Here is a 19,984-nt window from a genome sequence, read left to right as displayed (position 1 = left end):
AAGTTAAATGTTAAACGAGTTAATATTATTGATTTCTATTTGATTTAAAACTGTATTTTTTGAAGCTTGCATGACAAATGAATATGGATTTACACTTTTGGTGACAAAAGTATTTCCTCCAATGATGCTGTGATTTCCAATAATAGTACTTCCGCCCAAAATGGTTGCATTGGCATAAATAACAACATTATCCTCCACAGTTGGATGGCGTTTTTTTTCTTCCATCGATTTTTCGACTTGCATCGCACCCAAAGTTACACCTTGATATATACAAACATTTTTTCCAATAATAGTAGTTTCTCCAATTACAATTCCTGTTCCGTGGTCAATTACAAAAGGCACACCAATAGTAGCTTTTGGATGAATATCTATACCTGTTTTGCTGTGTGCATATTCGGTTAAAATTCTAGGAACCATGACCACATGAAGTTTTGAAATTGCGTTGGCAATTCTGTATATTGCAATGGCCGTAAAACCAGGATATGAATTAATAATTTCTTGAATGCAATTGGCTGCTGGGTCTGTATCCAACAATGCTTTTGCATCTTTTTGAAGATTATAATATAACTCTGGAATTAAATTGTAAAGTTGATCTGCTATTTCAGTTATTTGAATCTTGGATTTATCTTTTTCAATATCTAACAAGAAAGCAATTAGATTTGATTTATTTATATTCCAGAGATTCTCAATAGTTTCTGAATTTAATGTTTTTTCAGGAAAAAGAATTAAAAATAAATCATCAATCCAATTAATAATTTTGGAGGAATTAATAGATCTTACCCAATTTTCACTTTGAATTTTGTTTAAAGTTTCGAAGAAAGAATTATTTTTTTGAATCATCTGTGAAAATATTAATAGATGTATATACAAATGTAATAACCAATTCTGGATTTAATGAAGGATTTTTTTATAAATAATTGTTAAAAATAATTCAGTATCCTTTTATCCAATCAAATTTTTCTTTAATGATATTATTTTTCTCATTTTGGATATAATTTAAAAAAGACTTAGCAACAGGAGAAAATTTTTTGTTTTTATGCCAAATCAAATGCCAAGTTGATATAATTGGAAAACCATATACAGGAATTATTTGTAAAAGTCCACTATTTAATTCGTTTTTTATACCGATTAAAGGCATAATTGAATAACCTAACCCAGCAATTACAGCTTGTTTAACCGCTTCGTTGGTCGTTAATTCCATTTTTTTATGAACAGGCAAATTGTTTTGTTCAATAAATTTTTCCATGACCAATCTTGTACCAGAACCTTTTTCTCGATATATTAAAGGTAAATTTTCAAAAATTGTTTTGTTGTATTTTTTCTTATTGAATTTTTCTAAATTATTTCCAACCAGAAACAATTTATTCTGCATCAATTCGACTCTGTCCACCATCAAGTTCTCTGGCAAAACGGAAACCAATGAAAAATCTACTTCATTTTTTTCTAAACTTTCCAATACTTTAGATTTATTGGTTACATCTAAAATTAATTCGATATCGCTATTATTTTTTAGAAAATCTGTCAAGAAATAAGGCATTATATACTTTGCTGTGGATACTATCGATATTTTTAATCTTCCTGAAAGTTGACCTTTGTAAGCCAAAGTTTTATAATTTATGGCATAAACTTCATTCAAGATATTTTCTGCTGCTAGGGCAATTTCTTTTCCAAAATCTGTTACATAAAGCTGTCTTCCAATAATTTCTGTGAGCGGAATTTCAAATTGATCTTGAAAATTTTTTAATTGAATAGAAACCGCTGGTTGGGTTAAAAAAAGCTCTTCTGCGGCCTTTGTAATACTTTCTAACTGTGTTACTTTTAGAAAAACATGCAATTGATGTAAAGTATAGTTCATAAAATATTTTTATGTATATCATTACAAATATAAATAAAAATTTATGAATTATTGGAATTAGTTTTGCACCATCAAATCATAAAAACAAAAAAATGACAAGAATAACAGTTGCAAAAGGAGACGGAATTGGTCCAGAAATTATGGATGCTACTTTAGAAATTATTAAAGCCGCAGGCGCAAAAATTGAAATTGACGAAATTCAGGTAGGCGAACAAGTTTATCTTTCTGGAAATACTTCTGGAATTGCAAATGAATCTTGGGATGTTATTCGCAAGAATAAAATTTTCTTGAAAGCACCCATCACAACCCCTCAAGGTGGCGGTTATAAAAGTTTGAATGTCACTACCCGAAAATTTCTTGGATTGTATTCGAATGTTCGTCCGTGTATGAGTTTGCATCCGTTTGTGGCAACAAAACATCCAAAAATGGATATTGTAATTGTTCGTGAAAATGAAGAAGATTTGTACGCAGGAATTGAGCACCAACAAACAGATGAAGTGGTACAATGTTTGAAAATTATAAGTCGTCCTGGTTGCGAAAAAATTGTTAGATACGCTTTTGAGTATGCCAAACAATATGGTAGAAAAAAAGTCACGTGTTTTACCAAAGACAATATTATGAAACAATCCGACGGTTTATTTCACCAAGTTTTTGATGAAATTGCATCAGAATATCCGGAAATAGAAAATGAACATTGGATTATTGATATTGGAGCTGCAAAAATGGCAGACACGCCAGAAGTTTTTGATGTAATTGTAACCTTAAACTTATATGGCGATGTACTTTCAGATATTGCCGCACAAATTGCTGGATCGGTAGGATTGGCTGGATCGGCAAATATTGGCGAAGAATGTGCCATGTTTGAAGCCATTCATGGTTCGGCACCAAGAAGAGCAGGACAGAATTTAGCCAATCCATCTGGACTTTTGCAAGGTGCAGTTATGATGCTAAACCATATTGGGCAAACTGAAACTGCAGAAAAAGTTCAAAATGCATGGTTAAAAACTATTGAGGATGGTATTCATACATACGATATTTTTAAAGAAGGAGTGAGTACACAAAAAGTAGGAACCAAAGAATTCGCACATGCAGTAATTGCAAATCTGGGAAATAAACCAAGAACTTTGCAACCCGTAAATTACGCCAATGGTGCCGCTTTAAACTTGCCAAAATATAGTAGAAAAGCACCAAAGAAAAAAGAGTTGGTTGGTGTGGATGTTTTTGTTCATTGGAATGGAACAGATCCTAATGAATTGGCAATTAAAATTCAAAAATTAAACTCAGAAAAAATCAAACTTACAATGATTACAAATCGCGGCATTAAAGTTTGGCCAGATGGTTTTGAAGAAACGTTTTGTACCGATCATTGGAGATGCAGATTTAAACCGACAACTGGAAATGAAATTGAAAAAAATAATATTATCTCAATTTTAAACGACGCGATTGACCAAAACATTGATACCATAAAAACAGAGAACTTGTATAATTTTGATGGCAAAGCAGGATTTTCATTAGGTCAAGGGCAATAATTTTATAAAAATAAAATATGAAAATACAACTTATACATGGACAATTTATTGCACAAGATGCATTGGAACTGATTTCTAAAATGATCAATGCAAAAATAAAATTTCACGAAAGTAGAATTACAAACACTTGTAGTGAAGAAGATATTAAAATGCGAGAAAGAAAGATCAAACACTTGCAAAAAGATTTATTTGAAGCCAGAAATTATATTGCAACCGAGCAAATTATCAATCTAGAAAGCGAAATTTTTTTAAATAATTGAAATGAAGAATCAAGTAAATATTAAATTAATAGAAGGAAGTTTTCAGCCAAGCGAAGCTGGAAAAGTTTTATTTTCATTGCTGAATAGTAAAATTAATTATCATAATTTGGAGTTATTTAGTGCACAAGAAAGATCTGATGGAAATGTTGAACATTCAAAATTAAGGATTCAATATTTAAAAAATGCTTCCGAAGAATTATCGGATTTAATAAAAGAAGCATCTGAAAATAAATATCATTTTGAAATTGTTGGAAATATTCAAATTATTTTAAAAAAATAAAAATATTTATTTGGTTATTTTTTGCAAAAAACCCCATTTGAAAATTTTCAAATCGGGTTTTTATTAAATTTTAAAAATATTATTTCATTTCCAATTTTACACTTACACGAGTTTCATCGTAAAACAAATTTAAAGCTACTGGTTTGGTTCCTGCTGGTAATTTAAATATACAATCTTCTGTGGTTGTTTTTGTAGATTCTGCATCAGCCAATACAGAACTATAATCATCGTGAGATATTTTTGTTCCATTATCTAATTCCAGTCTGAATTTTGATGGATCAATTTGAACATAACTACCACCAATTGGATTTTTATTTGTTAATTCTAATTGGTAAGACAATTGAATTCCTAAAGATTTTCCATCAGGATCTGATAAATCAATTGCTTTCAAGTTTAAAATTTTCAAACTTGCTTCTTTGTTTTTTCCTAGTAAAATAGTTTCTGGAGTTCCTGGCGCTACATTGACAGTATACGATTTTGGTTCCGAAGCAGCTGCAGTTTCGGTAGTTGCAGGAACTACTTCAACAGGAGTTGCGGTTTCTGAAGTTGTAGTTTCTTGATCTTTTCCTTTACAAGAATTTAAAACTAAAATTCCAGTTAATAATGTAATTGCAATAATTGATTTTTTCATGTTTATATAATTTGTTAGTGTAAAATTAATGTTTTTTATTTAAATGTTAAAAGATTTATTTACCTATACTCTCTTTAAGTTTTTCTGATTCTAACACAATTTCTTTTGATACAATTTGGGATGCTTGGGGAGAATTTGCCAATTCGGAAGTATAATTAAGATATTTCCATGTTTTGTTGGTGTAAGAATCGTTAATGGCCAATAAATAAGCTTTACCTTTCATTCTAACCTTTTTAGAATTTATTTTTTCTATTTTTTGTTCTTTAGAATTACCCATGGCAAAAAAATCGGTCATCTTTTCGTCTTTAAACTCTAAAATCATACTATTATCGTATTCTCCCATGCAGATAAATCCATCTTTCAGTTTAGAAATTTTACTAATTTTAAGATTAATAGGATTTTCTTCATAAATTGTTTTTATTCCCATACCAGTAAGCATTCCTGTTGCCAGTCCAGTTAACCCTTCATTACCAAATACTTTTACAAATCTAGGATAAGTCATATCAATAACTTTATTTATCTGGTTTTTTCTGGTAAAATCGATTATCGACTCAAAATCTGTTTGGATTTTTGCGCTTTCGGTTTGAGCAAAGTTTAATTGACTAAAAAACACGAATAATAATAACGCTATTTTTTTCATTTCAATTTATTTTTAAATTATTAATTATACGTATAGTTTTACAAAAAGTTACAATAGAACAAAAAAAATCCGCTTTGCTTTCACAAAACGGATTAATAATTTAATGATCGTGTTTGGATTTATTTTTTTTGTGCTTGTACTCTTTATACTTTTTCTCTTTTTTATATTTTACAATGTGCACTTCATTGTATCTGTATGGATTATTTCCAGAAAAATCCAATTCAACTTGGGCTGCGTTTCCTAAATTTATACCTACAAAAATACTTGGTAATGCAACAGAAACTTCCCAATTGTTATTTGATAGATATATATAATTGTGTTTTTGAACATCATAATAAAAATTCTGTTCTGGAAAATATATATGCCTAGTTTTTGCTCTATAACCGTGTGCTTTTGCCCATGGTGGTGATCCTTGAGAAAACATTTCTGTAGAGGTTATAAAAAATAAAAATATTACGAATACTGATTTAAAAAAATTACTTTTTTTCATGTTGTAGGTTATTTAGGGTTTAAATTTACAAATGTATAACTTCGCCATAAGCATCGGCAACAGCTTCCATAACTGCTTCGCTCATAGTAGGATGCGGGTGAATAGATTTTAAAATCTCATGACCAGTAGTTTCCAATTTTCTGGCCACAACGGCTTCGGCAATCATATCGGTAACACCAGCACCAATCATATGGCATCCCAACCATTCGCCATATTTGGCATCAAAAATAACTTTTACAAAACCTTCTGGTGTTCCAGCAGCTTTTGCTTTTCCAGATGCCGAAAATGGAAATTTCCCAACCTTAATTTCATATCCTTTTTCTATAGCTTGCTTTTCTGTCAAACCTACCGATGCAATTTCTGGTGTGGCATAAGTACAACCTGGAACATTGCCATAATCAATTGGATCCACATGCAAACCTGCAATTTTCTCCACACAATTAATACCTTCTGCAGAAGCAACGTGAGCCAAAGCTTGACCTGGTGTTACATCGCCAATCGCATAATAACCATCGATATTGGTTTTAGAAAATTCGTTGACCAAAATTTTATCTTTATCCACTTTAATTCCAACTTCTTCTAGTCCAATATTTTCTATATTGGTTTTTATTCCTACTGCGGAAAGCACAATATCGGCTTCCAAAATTTCTTCTCCTTTGGCAGTTTTCACAGTTGCTTTTACACCTTTTCCAGAAGTATCAATTTTTTCAACAGATGATGATGTCATAATTTTGACACCCGCTTTTTTCATCGAACGTTCCATTTGTTTCGAAATATCTTCATCTTCCACTGGAACTATATTTGGCATAAATTCAACAAGAGTAACTTCTGTTCCCATGGCATTATAAAAATGCGCGAACTCTACTCCTATTGCTCCCGACCCAACAATAATCATAGTTTTAGGTTGTTTTGGCAACGTCATTGCTTGTCTATAACCAATTACTTTTGCTCCATCTTGTGGCAAATTTGGCAATTCTCTAGAGCGTGCTCCAGTAGCAATTATAATATGATCCGCAATATATTCTACAACTTTTCCGTCTTTATCAGTAACATCTAGTTTTTTTCCAGGTTTTAGTTTTCCAAAACCTTCAATTACATCGATTTTATTTTTTTTCATTAGGAACTGAACTCCTTTGCTCATATCGCCAGCCACATTTCTACTCCTATTTACAACCGCAGAAAAATCTTTGTCAAATGCAGGAACGACAAGTCCATAATCCGAAGCATGTTTCAAATAATCAAAAACCTGAGCAGATTTCAACAATGCTTTCGTTGGAATACAACCCCAGTTTAAACAAACACCTCCTAAACTTTCTTTCTCAATTACTGCCACTTTAAAACCAAGTTGCGATGCTCTAATTGCAGTAACATATCCGCCAGGACCACTTCCTAAAACAATAATATCGTATTTCATTTTTTTATTTTTCTTAATATTTGAGATAGCGAAAATAAGCAAATAATAAATACAACTAAAATAATCGTTCTTTTTTTTATGGCGTTTTAACCAGCTGTCCGCTATATCTTTTGCTTTTAGTTTGCTTCGTTCCTCGCAATGACTAAAAAAAGCAAAAGGATGCCGCTTCCATCTGGAACGCAAAACCCGTATTAGGAACAACATAGAATTAAAGTTTCAATATTTAGAATTTATGACTTTATACTATTATATTGTACCTTTGCACCTCAATTACAAAAAATGAGATTACACAGAAATTTAGTTTACACTACAATCGATTCCTTGAACGCCATTTTCAACGAAGGCGAATATGCAGATAAGGTTGTGGCAAGAGCTTTAAAAAAAGACAAACGTTGGGGCAGTTCAGATCGAAAATTTGTGGCCGAAACTATATATGAAATTGTGCGTTGGAAACGTTTGTACGCCGAAGTAGCCGAAGTAAAAGAACCTTTTGACCGTGATAATTTATGGCGCATGTTTTCCGTTTGGGCAGTACTACGTGGTTATCCAATTCCAGATTGGAGACAACTTGAAGGAACTCCTGAACGCAAAATAAAAGGTCGTTTCGACGAACTTTCAAAAACCAGAGCTATTAAAGAATCTATCCCAGATTGGATGGATGAACTGGGCGTGAAAGAATTGGGCGAAAAAGTTTGGGCTACTGAAATTTCAGCTCAAAATCAACCCGCAAAAGTCATTTTAAGAACCAATACATTAAATACCACACGTGAAAAACTACGTGCTATTTTAATGGACTTAAATATTGATACCGAAACCCTACCAAATCAACCATCGGCATTGGTACTCAAAGAAAGAGCCAATGTTTTTTTAACGGATGCTTTTAAACAAGGTTTATTTGAAGTTCAAGATGCCAATTCTCAATTGGTTGCTGCTTTTCTCGATGTAAAACCAGGCATGAGAGTAGTAGATACTTGCGCTGGTGCTGGCGGAAAAACATTGCATTTGGCTTCATTAATGGAAAATAAAGGACAATTAATTGCCATGGATTTGTATGAAAGCAAACTAAAACAATTAAAACTACGTGCCAAACGAAATGGTGCATTTAATATTGAATATAAAATTATAGATTCCACCAAAGTGATCAAAAAGCTGGCTGAAAAAGCAGACCGAGTTTTAATTGATGCTCCTTGTAGCGGATTGGGCGTTTTAAAACGAAATCCAGATGCAAAATGGAAACTCCAACCAGAATTTATCGACAATATTAAAAAAGTGCAAGCCGAAGTTTTAGAAAGCTATTCTAGAATAGTAAAACCCGGCGGAAAGCTTGTATATGCTACCTGTTCCATATTACCATCTGAAAATCAAGAACAAATTAAACATTTTTTAGCCACAGAAACAGGGAAAAGCTTTACATTTGTCGACGAGAAAAAAATATTAGCCTCAGAATCGGGTTTTGACGGATTTTACATGGCTTTATTAGAAAGAAAAACTTAATACAAATTACAATGAAAAAAAATTACATTTCAATAATTGCTACTTTTTTTATTACCATTACTGCATTGGCACAAAATGGGAACCCTGCAACTCCTTATTATTCAGGATTTGATTGGACTTTAACTGGAGCACCTCTTAAAAATGCACTATCTACAATAACAATTTCAAAACATACCAATTTACTTTCTTATACTCCAGGGGTTTGGGAAGCATCTAAAATTACGGATTTAGATCCTCTAAATTCCGCGAATGTTATTTTGGTTTATGGCTTCGAAAATGGTACCGATGCATTGGTTACAAATGATAGAACAAGAAGTAAATTGTCTCAAGGCGGGAATAATGGCAATTGGAATAGAGAACATGTTTATGCAAAATCTCTAGGAACACCCGTTCTTTTAGATGGTGGGACAGCAAACAATTCTAGTAGCGATGCTGGGGAAGATGCGCATCATTTACGTCCAGCTGACGTACAATGGAATTCACAAAGAGGAAATAAAAAATTTGCAGCAGGCTTAGGAAATTCTGGCGATGTAGCTGCTGGCTGGTATCCAGGAGATGAATGGAAAGGAGATATTGCTAGAATGATGATGTATATGTACTTAAGATATGGCAACCAATGTTTACCAACTGGAGTTGGTACTGGAAGTTCTTCAATATCAGATACAAATATGCTTAACCTTTTTTTACAATGGAATGTAGAAGACCCAGTTTCTCAATTTGAAGATAACAGAAATATTTATCATGATTCTAATGGGACTTATGCACAAGGAAATAGAAATCCTTTTATCGATAATCCTTATTTAGCAACCATAATATGGGGTGGAACTGCTGCCGAAAATCGTTGGCCATCAGTATTTTTATCTACTAATTCTTTCGAATTAATTGCAGATATCAATGTTTATCCTAATCCAACTTCAGATCAAAAAATAAATATTGAAACCGAAAATGAGCTAGACCAAATTCAAGTTATAAACATAAACGGTCAAATTATGCAGCAAATTTCTAAACCAGTTAGAAATCAAAATAAATACACTTTAGAAAATTTACCACAAGGATTTTATTTTCTCAAACTAAGTTCAGAAAATAAATCAATTGTTAAAAAGATTGTTATCAACTAATTTAAAAGCGGCAAATTTGCCGCTTTTTTTATATGTAGTTTTGGACATTAATTTCAATTATTAATCATAACAATTTAATAATATTAATAACATAATTTTAAATTATCAATAAATATATTTGCCAATGAATTTTGAATGCAAAAATCACTAACACTTATTACACAACAACAACAACAACAACAACAACAACAACAACAACAACAACAACAACAACAACAACAACAACAACACATCTATGAAAACAAAGCTATTACTAATTGCATTATTATGCTCAATTTACACATTCGGACAAATTCCATCCGGCTATTACAGCACCGCAACTGGAACAGGTTATACCTTAAAAACACAACTTTACAATAAAATTAAAGGACACACTGACAAAGGTTACGACGGTCTTTGGACTACTTATGCTACGTCTGATAGAGACAACCAATATGAAAATGACAATTCAATCATGGATATTTATTCTGAAAATCCTACAGGAGCAGATCCATATAAATACACATTAAACACAAACCAATGTGGTACTTACAGTGTGGAAGGAAATTGTTATAACAGAGAACATGTTGTGCCTCAGTCTTCTTTTAATTCATCTGCACCAATGGTTTCTGATGCACATCATATACCTCCAACCGATGGAAAAGTTAATGGAATTCGTTCCAACTATCCACATGGAAAAGTTGCAGTTGCATCAATTATAACTAAAAATGGAAGTAAGTTAGGTACCAGCGGTGTTTCTGGTTACAATGGAACAGTTTTTGAACCTATAAACGAATTCAAAGGCGATATTGCTAGAATGTATTTATATTTTGCTACTAGATATGAAAATACAGTAGCAAGTTATACAGGATTTGCCATGTTTAATGGTACTAGCAATCAAGTATTTAAACCCGCTTTTTTAAATATGCTCAAAACTTGGCATGCAAATGATCCTGTAAGCGCAAGAGAAATTGCTCGTAACAATGCTATTTATGCTCGTCAAGGCAACAGAAATCCATACATTGACCATCCAGAATATGTTTCGAAAATTTGGGGAGCTATTTCAACTGCTAAAAATTCTATTTTTGATAAAGAACTTATTATAGAAAATAACGATGTTGTTAATTTGGATTTTAACCAACAAAGTTTCGAAGAAAAATACCAATTGGATTTTGAAGAGAATTTAGTTTCACAAGCTATTAAAGACTTTAATGTTTATCCAAATCCTACAAATGGTAATTTTGATATTCAGCTGGATAATTCAAAAATAAAAAATTCTGTAGAAATTTATTCTATATATGGCGAAAAAGTTTTTGAATCAATGAACAATGAAAAAAAATTAATTTCAATTTCAAATTTAAAAACTGGAATATATTTAATTAAAGTAAATCAAAACGAAGATACAATTACAAAGAAATTAGTCATAAACTAAGTTTTTAATAAAAATCCAAAAAGCGACAGTAATTGTCGCTTTTTTTTATTCAAAAATTGATTTGAAATAATTAAATTTGCAACTACAACTACAACCGAGTCAAACCCAAATTTTTTGGATTGCATCGGAATAAAACAACAACACTATGATTTCTTTCTTTGGAAATAAAACCAATACCATTTTTGCTGTACAAACGCAAAATTTATTATCTACTGAAACCATATCAAAATTAAATTGGCTTTTTGCCAACGCTTATAAAATTGAAAAATCCTTACTCGAGGATTTTTTTGTTGGTCCACGTGCCACAATGATTACACCTTGGAGCACCAATGCTGTCGAAATAACCCAAAATATGGGAATTACAGGAATTATAAGAATTGAAGAATTTGAAAAAGTTTCACCTGATTTTACTGATTTTGATCCAATGCTTTCCCAGAAATACACCCAATTAAATCAAGATATTTTCAGCATTAACATTAAACCTGAACCTATTTTGGAAATTGATGATATAGGCAGTTACAATACAAAAGAAGGTTTGGCTTTGAACGATGAAGAAGTAATTTATTTGAATGATTTATCCCAAAAACTCAATAGAAAATTAACCGATTCTGAAGTTTTTGCCTTCTCACAAGCGAATTCAGAACATTGCCGGCATAAAATTTTCAATGGAAATTTTGTGATTGATGGCGAAGAAAAACCAACTTCACTTTTCAAATTAATAAAAAAAACATCGTCCGAAAATCCAAACGATATTGTTTCGGCCTACAAAGACAATGTGGCTTTTGTTAAAGGACCAAGAGTAACACAATTTGCACCAAAAAGTGCAGACAAACCTGATTTTTATGAAGAAAAAGATTTTGATTCAGTTCTTTCATTAAAAGCTGAAACACACAATTTTCCAACAACTGTAGAGCCTTTCAACGGAGCCGCAACGGGGTCTGGCGGAGAAATTCGTGATCGTTTGGCTGGCGGACAAGGTTCGCTGCCTCTTGCTGGAACAGCAGTTTATATGACTTCTTATTCGCGTTTGCAAGAAAATAAATTAGGTTTTGAAGAGCGAAAATGGCTTTACCAAACACCAATCGATATTTTAATTAAAGCTTCCAACGGAGCTTCCGATTTTGGTAATAAATTTGGGCAACCATTAATTACAGGCTCAATTTTGACATTTGAACATGATGAACACAATTACGCTTCGATAAGCTCAGCACAAGCTCGCAAATTAGGTTACGATAAAGTCATTATGCAAGCAGGTGGAGTTGGTTACGGAAAACTGGATCAAGCCATTAAGAAAAAACCTCAAGTAGGCGATAAAATTGTAATCTTAGGTGGCGAAAATTATAGAATTGGGATGGGTGGAGCCGCAGTTTCTTCAGCAGATACAGGTGCTTTTGGTTCAGGTATTGAGCTTAATGCCATTCAACGTTCCAATCCAGAAATGCAAAAACGTGCTGCCAACGCTATTCGTGGTATGGTAGAAAACGACAATAATCCTATAGTTTCTATTCACGATCACGGAGCTGGTGGACATTTAAATTGTCTTTCAGAATTGGTGGAAGAAACGGGCGGATTAATTGATTTAGACAAACTGCCTGTTGGCGATCCAACACTTTCTGCCAAAGAAATTATTGGCAATGAAAGCCAAGAACGAATGGGATTGGTTATTGGTCAAAAAGATATAGCTATTTTACAAAAAATTGCAGACAGAGAGCGTTCTCCAATGTATGACGTAGGTGATGTAACTGACAATCACCAGTTTACATTTCAATCAAAATCAACTGGTCTAAAACCAATGGATTATGCTTTGAAAGATTTCTTTGGAAGTGCTCCAAAAACAATAATGACAGACAAAACCATCAGTAGAAAATATGATGATTTAGAATATGATATAAATAAAATTGCTGTTTATTTAAACCAAGTTTTACAACTGGAAGCCGTAGCTTGTAAAGACTGGCTAACCAACAAAGTAGACCGATGCGTAGGTGGAAAAGTTGCCAAACAACAATGTGTTGGCGCTTTACAATTACCATTAAACAATTGTGGTGTAATGGCTTTGGATTACAATGGAAAAGAAGGAATAGCGACATCTATTGGCCACGCTCCTATTTCATCATTAATCAATCCAGTGGCAGGCACTCGAAATGCCATCGGAGAAGCCTTGTCAAATTTGGTTTTCGCACCATTAAAAGACAATTTAAAATCGGTTTCATTATCTGCAAACTGGATGTGGGCATGCAAAAATGAAGGAGAAGATGCTAGATTGTATGAAGCTGTAAAAGCATGTTCCGATTTTGCTATTGAATTGGGAATTAACATCCCAACTGGAAAAGATTCACTTTCTATGAAGCAAAAATATCCAAACGACGAAGTTATTGCGCCAGGAACAGTAATTATTTCTGCGGCAGGAAACTGCTCAAACATTACAAAAGTGGTAGAACCAGTTTTGCAACAAAATGGTGGCTCTATTTATTACATTAATTTATCTCAAGATGATTTTAAGTTGGGCGGAAGTTCATTTGCTCAAACTTTAAATAAAATTGGAACTGAAACACCTACAATTAAAGATTCAAATTTTTTCAAAAATGCATTCAATACCATTCAAAATTTAATCAAAGACAGACAAATTTTGGCTGGACACGACATTGGAAGTGGCGGATTAATTACCACTTTGTTGGAAATGTGTTTTGCAGAAAATAATCTAGGTGCAAAAATAGATTTCAATGCTTTTGAAGAAAAAGATCTAGTAAAGATTTTATTTTCTGAAAATATTGGGTTGGTATTGCAAGCCAAAGAAGATGTTGTTTTTGAGGATAAACTGAATTTAAATAATGTTACCTTTTTCAAACTTGGAAATATCACAACTTCAAATTCATTGACTTTAGGAAATTTGACATTTGACATTCCACAACTTCGAGATACATGGTTCAAAACTTCTTATTTATTGGATAGCAAACAATCCAGAAATGGAAAAGCTATTGAACGTTATAACAATTACAAAAATCAACCCTTAAACTACAAATTTCCAAGTTATTTCGATGGAAAAAAACCATTATTAAAAACCATACTAAAACCAAAAGCTGCTATTATTCGTGAAAAAGGAAGCAATTCTGAACGTGAAATGGCAAACGCCATGTACCTCGCAGGTTTTGATGTTAAAGATGTACACATGACCGACTTGATTTCTGGTAGAGAAAATCTAGAAGACATTCAGTTTATTGGAGCTGTGGGTGGATTTTCAAATTCTGATGTTTTGGGTTCTGCCAAAGGTTGGGCTGGTGCATTTTTATACAATGAGAAAGCAAATTTGACATTGAAGAACTTCTTTAAAAGAGAAGATACACTATCGGTTGGAATTTGTAATGGTTGCCAGTTGTTCATGGAGCTCGAATTGGTCAATCCAGAACATGAAATTCATGGAAAAATGCTTCACAATGAAAGTCACAAACATGAAAGCATTTTTACATCAGTTACGGTTCAAAAAAATAATTCTGTGATGTTATCTTCTTTGGAAGGAACAACTTTAGGCGTTTGGGTTTCACACGGAGAAGGTAAATTCGACTTGCCATTGCCTGAAGAAAATTACAACATTGTTTCAAAATATGCCTACAAAAACTATCCAGCCAATCCAAATGGTTCCGATTATAATACTGCCATGATGTGTGATAAAACTGGTAGACATTTGGTCATGATGCCACATATTGAGCGTTCCACGTTTCCATGGAATTGGGCATATTATCCAAAAGACAGAAAAGACGAAGTATCTCCTTGGTTGGAAGGTTTTGTAAATGCTAGAAAATGGATTGAAGAAAAAAACAAATAGAAACATAAAACAATCCCTAAAAATTCAAGGGATTGTTTCAATTAAATGTTCTATCTTCTACCAACATTCCCCACAATTTCGGTAGCAATTCCAGAGGTTGCAAAAGCGGCCAGTCCAGAAGCAATAATACCTTGTCCTGCAAAAAGTGTACTGTCAGCAATGGCATTATTGAATAATGTACCTCCAACTATACCGGCCACAATTCCAATAATTGTAGTAACACCATATTTTCTCCAAGGTTCTGGATTTGGTCCTGGAGGATTTGGATCTTTCCACCATCCTGGATATTTTGTACCACACCAACCCATCATTAAATAAAAAGCAGTTCCCATAATTGTAAATTTTAAATGTTGCCTACTCTTTTGCTTTTCGGCTTACGCATATTCTAATCACTACAAATTTATAAACACCAACATATTAATTCACAGGGGTTTTTCCTGTTTTTTTTATCTAAAAACACCCTTTTACATTATTTGAAAAACATCTAAATATCATAAACTTATAATCCCAATTTATATCTAATTTGATTGAAGTTTTAAAAACCAGTTTTTGACTATATTTGCCATACTTAATCGATATAGTTTTATGGAAGAATGTATTTCTGTTTTTGATATGTTAAAAATTGGTGTAGGACCTTCGAGTTCACATACTCTTGGACCATGGCGTGCAGCGGAACGATTTTTAAAAGAATTGAAGGAAGAAAATATTTTAGAAAAAACGGTTCGAATAAAAGTCGATTTATATGGTTCGCTATCTTTAACTGGAAAAGGTCATGCCACAGATTTGGCTATTATGTTGGGTTTAAGCGGTCAAGACCCAGAATATATTCCTGTTGAGAATATTTCAAAAATTATCAAAGAAATCGAAGATAAAAATGAAATTTATTTAGCAAATAAAATTGAGATCCCTTTTTACTTTTTACAAGACATAATTTTCAATAAAAATTTCCTTCCTTTTCATGCCAACGGATTAACATTTACTGCTTATTTGTTAGATAAAACTGAGTACATTTCAACATTTTATTCTATTGGAGGCGGTTTTGTTGTGAAAGAAGAAAGAGTCAATGCCAAAAAGAAAATTCAAATAAAATGTGATTTTCCATTTCCTATTAACAAAGCCGAAGAGTTATTGAATTATACCATTCAGGAAAATAAATTGATTTCTGAAATAGTATATGAAAATGAAAAATCGATGCGTTCTGAAGCTACAATTCACACAGAATTGATGAGAATTTGGCATACTATGCTAGAATCCATGTATATTGGATGCCATTCTGAAGGCATATTGCCTGGCGGACTCAATGTAAGAAGACGTGCTTTTGATATGCACCAAAACCTTATCGGATTAGCCAACTATAAAAATCCTCAAGAATGGTTGGAATGCATCCGAACAACTGAAGTTAAATTTCGACAAATTTTGAAATGGGTATCCTGTTTTGCCCTTTCAGTAAATGAAGTAAATGCTGCGTTGGGACGTGTAGTTACAGCTCCAACCAATGGAAGCGCAGGTGTAATACCCGCCGTTTTAATGTATTATTTGTGTATTGAAAACCACGAGGCTGGCGAAAAAGAAATCAAGCAATTTCTAATGGTAGCGAGTGAAATTGGTAGCATTTTCAAAAAAGGCTCCACAATTTCCGCCGCTATGGGTGGCTGTCAAGCAGAAATTGGCGTTTCCTCAGCTATGGCTGCAGCAGCACTTTGCGAAGTCATGGGTGGCACTCCAGATCAGGTTTTAATGGCGGCAGAAATTGCCATGGAACACCATTTGGGTTTAACCTGCGATCCTATTGGTGGTTTGGTTCAAATTCCTTGTATTGAACGAAATACAATGGGCGCGATAAAAGCTATAAATGCTGCCGAATTGGCTATGGAAACCGATGCTAAAAATGCAAAAGTTCCTCTAGACAAAGTGGTTGACACTATGTGGCAAACTGCCAAGGACATGAATTCAAAATACAAAGAAACTTCCGAAGGTGGATTGGCGATTGCTGTAAATATGGCAGATTGTTAGCATTTAAATCACTTCTACAAAACATAAAAAACATATAGGTTTTATTCCATGAATATTAATACTATATTTGCACACTTTTAAAATAAAGTCATAATAACATTCCAAAATTAATTTCTTTAAAGGAAGCTATTTTGGATTTATATCAGATAAAAATAATATTATATACGATGAAAGCAGGAATTGTAGGATTACCAAACGTAGGAAAATCGACCTTATTCAATTGTTTATCAAATGCCAAAGCGCAAAGTGCCAATTTTCCATTTTGTACTATTGAGCCAAATATTGGCGTAGTAAACGTTCCAGATCCAAGAATTGAAAAACTAGAAGAATTGGTAAAGCCAGAACGCGTTCAAATGGCAACTGTTGATATTGTTGATATTGCTGGATTGGTAAAAGGTGCCAGCAAAGGCGAAGGACTAGGCAATCAATTTCTTGGAAATATTAGAGAATGTAATGCTATTATTCATGTTTTGCGTTGTTTTGACAATGACAATATTATCCATGTAGATGGCAATGTAAATCCTATTCGCGACAAAGAAACTATTGATATTGAGTTGCAATTAAAAGATTTAGAAACCGTTGAAAAACGTTTGGAAAAAGTAAATCGCGCAGCAAAAACTGGAAATAAAGAAGCACAAACAGAACAAGGATTGCTAAACCGAATTCGTGAAGCATTACTACAAGCAAAATCGGCAAGAACTGTAACACCAAAAGGTTATGAAGAAGAAGAATTATTTGAAACATTTCAATTAATTACTTCAAAACCAGTATTGTATGTTTGCAACGTCGATGAAGATTCTGCAGCAACTGGAAATAAATATGTTGAGCAAGTTCGCGAATTGGTAAAAGATGAAAATGCCGAAGTTATTGTCCTTGCCGTAGGAACAGAAGCCGATATTACCGAGCTTGAAACCTACGAAGAACGCCAAGTTTTCTTAGAAGATATGGGATTAACTGAGCCTGGCGCATCAGTTTTGATTCGTGCCGCTTATAAATTATTAAAACAACAAACCTATTTCACGGCAGGTGTCAAAGAAGTCCGCGCTTGGACAATCAATATTGGTGCAACTGCACCGCAAGCGGCTGGGGTTATTCACACCGATTTCGAAAAAGGATTCATTCGCGCCGAAGTTATTTCATACGAAGATTATATTCATTATGGTACGGAAGCCAAGGCCAAAGAAGCAGGAAAATTTAAAGTAGAAGGCAAAGAATATATTGTCAAGGATGGCGATGTAATGCATTTCCGTTTCAACGTTTAAAACACGTTTGTCACACTGAGCTTGTCGAAGTGCATTTTATAAAAAACAGCCGTTAAAGAAATTTTGCGGTTTTTTTGTGCCTATTTCCAGCTTTTCACTTCAAGATTTTTCATTTTGTTGTGTTTTTCTAAAACAAAAAAGGAGCTTCTATCGTCGCTCTTTTTCGTCAAGAAAAAATACAACAAAATATCAAAATGCTTTTCGTTGCAATCCGGGGCAGGTAGTATTTAAAATTTTAACAGTATTTTAGATATTTGGCTTGATATTTGAAATGATTTTAAAAAAAATATCTAAATGAATACCACAAAACAAACCTTAAAATTTTTATTCAATTCAATATTAGCATTTGTAGCTTTTATTTTAGTTTATATCGTGTTTGGTTTCTTATTCTCAAAAATAACTGTAAACGAGGAAGTGAGTCAAAGTCAAAAGCAAGAAATTGAAATTTTCATTAAAACCAATGGTGTTCATACCGATATTATAGTTCCCATAAAAAACGAAATCAAAGATTGGTCTTCTGAAATCCAATTTCAACATACAAAATCCAAAGATTCAATTATGAATTATCTAGCCTTTGGTTGGGGAGACAAAGGTTTTTATCTCGACACGCCAGAATGGTCAGATTTAAAAGTTAGCACAGCCTTAAAAGCAGCCACAGGTTTGAGCACAACAGCTATGCATACTACATTTTACAAAACCATTACTGAAAATACAAGTTGCAAAAAAATCAAAATCTCCAAGGAAAACTATAAAAAAATGACTGCCTACATTTCAAATAGTTTTAAAAGAGACTTAAACCAAAATATCGAATGGATTTCTGGTCATAGCTATGCTAAAAACGATGCTTTTTATAACGCTATTGGAAGTTATAGTTTATTTAAAACCTGCAATTCTTGGGCAAATAGTACATTGAAAGAATCCAATCAAAAGGCAGCTTTTTGGACACCTTATGATGGTGGTATTTTTTGTCATTATAACTAAAAAATATTGATGTAATTTATAAGTAAATTACAATGTCATTATCTTTTTTTTGCCACAATTACAAAAGTATCGTACGCATAGGTTTTCCTGTCTATGGTTTGAATGATATCAAAGTTATTTAAATGCAAAAAAAGTTGTATTTCATTTAATGTAAATACTCTAACTGTAGAAAAATCTTCACTTATCAAGTTTTTAATTCCATCATTGTAGGTATAATATTTTGCTGTCCAATTCAACATAAAGTTTTCTAGCGGTGCAACCTGCCAATTTCCTTCTCTGTAATATTTTACACCATCGTATTCCGCAGTGTGTTCAATTAACTGATTTTCGAGTGCATATGGAATATACCTATTGGCATCTATAAAATCAAAACATACAATTCCATTTTTTGAAAGATTTTTATAAATTGAAGAAAAAGTATTCTTAATATCTGCATTTGTTATCAAATAGCTGGTGGTTCTTCCCGTAATAATTATTGATTCTACTGGATTTTCTAGGTTAAAATTTCTCATGTCTGCTAAAATATAATCACAAGTTGGATTTCTATTTTTGGCAATTTCTATCATGCTGTTGCTGTATTCCAAACCTATGTAATTTATATTACTTGTTGCAAAGCGTTTGCTTAAATTTCCAGTGCCACTCCCTATTTCAAGAACACTATTGCAGTTATTTTCTTTTAAAATATTGGAATAAAATAGGAATTCTTCGTCGTAATTGACAAAAGTTTGATACATGGCATCGTAAATTTCTGCCATTTTTCCTTCATATAATGTTGCCATAGTTATA

At 32.8% G+C, this 19,984-nt stretch carries 18 protein-coding genes; 10 read left to right on the top strand and 8 right to left on the bottom strand.

The features are described from left to right. Positions 1 to 3: 3 nt before the first annotated feature. Positions 4 to 840: a serine acetyltransferase gene (locus tag RMN92_RS13400; protein WP_309609940.1), complete on the bottom strand. Its 837-nt coding sequence runs from the start codon at positions 838 to 840 to the stop codon at positions 4 to 6. A 91-nt stretch (positions 841 to 931) separates the two neighbouring features. Next, a complete protein-coding gene (locus tag RMN92_RS13395; protein WP_309609939.1) occupies positions 932 to 1,855 on the bottom strand; it encodes a LysR family transcriptional regulator in 924 nt (307 codons plus the stop codon). 92 nt (positions 1,856 to 1,947) lie between these two features. On the opposite strand from RMN92_RS13395, the gene RMN92_RS13390 reads away from it, so the two are divergent. Genes RMN92_RS13390 through RMN92_RS13380 form a run of 3 tightly spaced genes read left to right on the top strand, consistent with a single transcriptional unit; the run spans position 1,948 to position 3,924 of the window. Continuing rightward, positions 1,948 to 3,384, top strand: a complete 1,437-nt coding sequence (locus RMN92_RS13390; protein ID WP_309609938.1) for an NADP-dependent isocitrate dehydrogenase — start codon at positions 1,948 to 1,950, stop codon at positions 3,382 to 3,384. A gap of 17 nt (positions 3,385 to 3,401) precedes the next feature. Next, positions 3,402 to 3,644, top strand: coding sequence for a hypothetical protein (locus RMN92_RS13385; RefSeq protein ID WP_309609937.1), 243 nt, complete (start codon positions 3,402 to 3,404; stop codon positions 3,642 to 3,644). A gap of 1 nt (position 3,645) precedes the next feature. After that, on the top strand, positions 3,646 to 3,924 hold the full coding sequence (locus RMN92_RS13380; RefSeq protein WP_309609936.1) for a hypothetical protein: 279 nt from the start codon (positions 3,646 to 3,648) through the stop codon (positions 3,922 to 3,924). A gap of 79 nt (positions 3,925 to 4,003) precedes the next feature. Here RMN92_RS13380 and RMN92_RS13375 read toward each other — a convergent pair whose 3' ends face one another. The 4 genes from RMN92_RS13375 to lpdA all read right to left on the bottom strand — a co-directional run bounded on the left by RMN92_RS13375 (position 4,004) and on the right by lpdA (position 7,099). Beyond that, positions 4,004 to 4,555 carry a hypothetical protein gene (locus RMN92_RS13375; protein WP_309609935.1) on the bottom strand — a complete coding sequence of 184 codons (552 nt, stop codon included), beginning with the start codon at positions 4,553 to 4,555 and terminating at the stop codon, positions 4,004 to 4,006. A gap of 55 nt (positions 4,556 to 4,610) precedes the next feature. Beyond that, a complete protein-coding gene (locus RMN92_RS13370) occupies positions 4,611 to 5,195 on the bottom strand; it encodes a hypothetical protein (RefSeq protein WP_309609934.1) in 585 nt (194 codons plus the stop codon). A 100-nt stretch (positions 5,196 to 5,295) separates the two neighbouring features. After that, entirely contained in the window at positions 5,296 to 5,685 is a 390-nt protein-coding gene (locus RMN92_RS13365; RefSeq protein ID WP_309609933.1) for a hypothetical protein, read from the bottom strand. Between the two features lie 25 nt (positions 5,686 to 5,710). Further along, positions 5,711 to 7,099 carry a dihydrolipoyl dehydrogenase gene (lpdA, locus tag RMN92_RS13360; RefSeq protein ID WP_309609932.1) on the bottom strand — a complete coding sequence of 463 codons (1,389 nt, stop codon included), beginning with the start codon at positions 7,097 to 7,099 and terminating at the stop codon, positions 5,711 to 5,713. Between the two features lie 279 nt (positions 7,100 to 7,378). Here lpdA and RMN92_RS13355 point away from each other — a divergent pair, with 279 nt between their 5' ends. From RMN92_RS13355 to purL, 4 genes are all read left to right on the top strand, one after another. Continuing rightward, positions 7,379 to 8,593, top strand: coding sequence for a methyltransferase domain-containing protein (locus RMN92_RS13355; RefSeq protein ID WP_309609931.1), 1,215 nt, complete (start codon positions 7,379 to 7,381; stop codon positions 8,591 to 8,593). An 11-nt stretch (positions 8,594 to 8,604) separates the two neighbouring features. Beyond that, positions 8,605 to 9,711, top strand: coding sequence for an endonuclease (locus tag RMN92_RS13350; protein ID WP_309609930.1), 1,107 nt, complete (start codon positions 8,605 to 8,607; stop codon positions 9,709 to 9,711). A 235-nt stretch (positions 9,712 to 9,946) separates the two neighbouring features. After that, positions 9,947 to 11,122 (top strand): endonuclease, encoded by a 1,176-nt coding sequence (locus tag RMN92_RS13345; RefSeq protein WP_309609929.1) that lies wholly within the window; start codon positions 9,947 to 9,949, stop codon positions 11,120 to 11,122. Between the two features lie 145 nt (positions 11,123 to 11,267). Continuing rightward, complete coding sequence (gene purL / locus RMN92_RS13340; RefSeq protein ID WP_309609928.1) at positions 11,268 to 14,942, top strand: phosphoribosylformylglycinamidine synthase; 3,675 nt, start codon at positions 11,268 to 11,270, stop codon at positions 14,940 to 14,942. A 50-nt stretch (positions 14,943 to 14,992) separates the two neighbouring features. Here purL and RMN92_RS13335 read toward each other — a convergent pair whose 3' ends face one another. Beyond that, complete coding sequence (locus tag RMN92_RS13335; protein ID WP_309609927.1) at positions 14,993 to 15,274, bottom strand: hypothetical protein; 282 nt, start codon at positions 15,272 to 15,274, stop codon at positions 14,993 to 14,995. 253 nt (positions 15,275 to 15,527) lie between these two features. On the opposite strand from RMN92_RS13335, the gene RMN92_RS13330 reads away from it, so the two are divergent. From RMN92_RS13330 to RMN92_RS13320, 3 genes are all read left to right on the top strand, one after another. After that, positions 15,528 to 16,955, top strand: a complete 1,428-nt coding sequence (locus tag RMN92_RS13330; protein ID WP_309609991.1) for an L-serine ammonia-lyase — start codon at positions 15,528 to 15,530, stop codon at positions 16,953 to 16,955. A 167-nt stretch (positions 16,956 to 17,122) separates the two neighbouring features. Next, positions 17,123 to 18,217 (top strand): redox-regulated ATPase YchF, encoded by a 1,095-nt coding sequence (gene ychF / locus RMN92_RS13325; protein WP_309609926.1) that lies wholly within the window; start codon positions 17,123 to 17,125, stop codon positions 18,215 to 18,217. Between the two features lie 294 nt (positions 18,218 to 18,511). Continuing rightward, complete coding sequence (locus RMN92_RS13320) at positions 18,512 to 19,198, top strand: TIGR02117 family protein (protein ID WP_309609925.1); 687 nt, start codon at positions 18,512 to 18,514, stop codon at positions 19,196 to 19,198. Between the two features lie 38 nt (positions 19,199 to 19,236). On the opposite strand, the gene RMN92_RS13315 is transcribed toward RMN92_RS13320, so the two are convergent. Continuing rightward, positions 19,237 to 19,977, bottom strand: coding sequence for a class I SAM-dependent methyltransferase (locus tag RMN92_RS13315; RefSeq protein WP_309609924.1), 741 nt, complete (start codon positions 19,975 to 19,977; stop codon positions 19,237 to 19,239). Positions 19,978 to 19,984: the final 7 nt, after the last annotated feature.

It is taken from the genome of Flavobacterium sp., from assembly GCF_031363805.1.
Taxonomy (GTDB): Bacteria; Bacteroidota; Bacteroidia; order Flavobacteriales; family Flavobacteriaceae; genus Flavobacterium.
The sequence above is the reverse complement of the archived record's forward strand: the minus strand, read 5'-3'. Positions and strand labels throughout refer to the sequence as shown.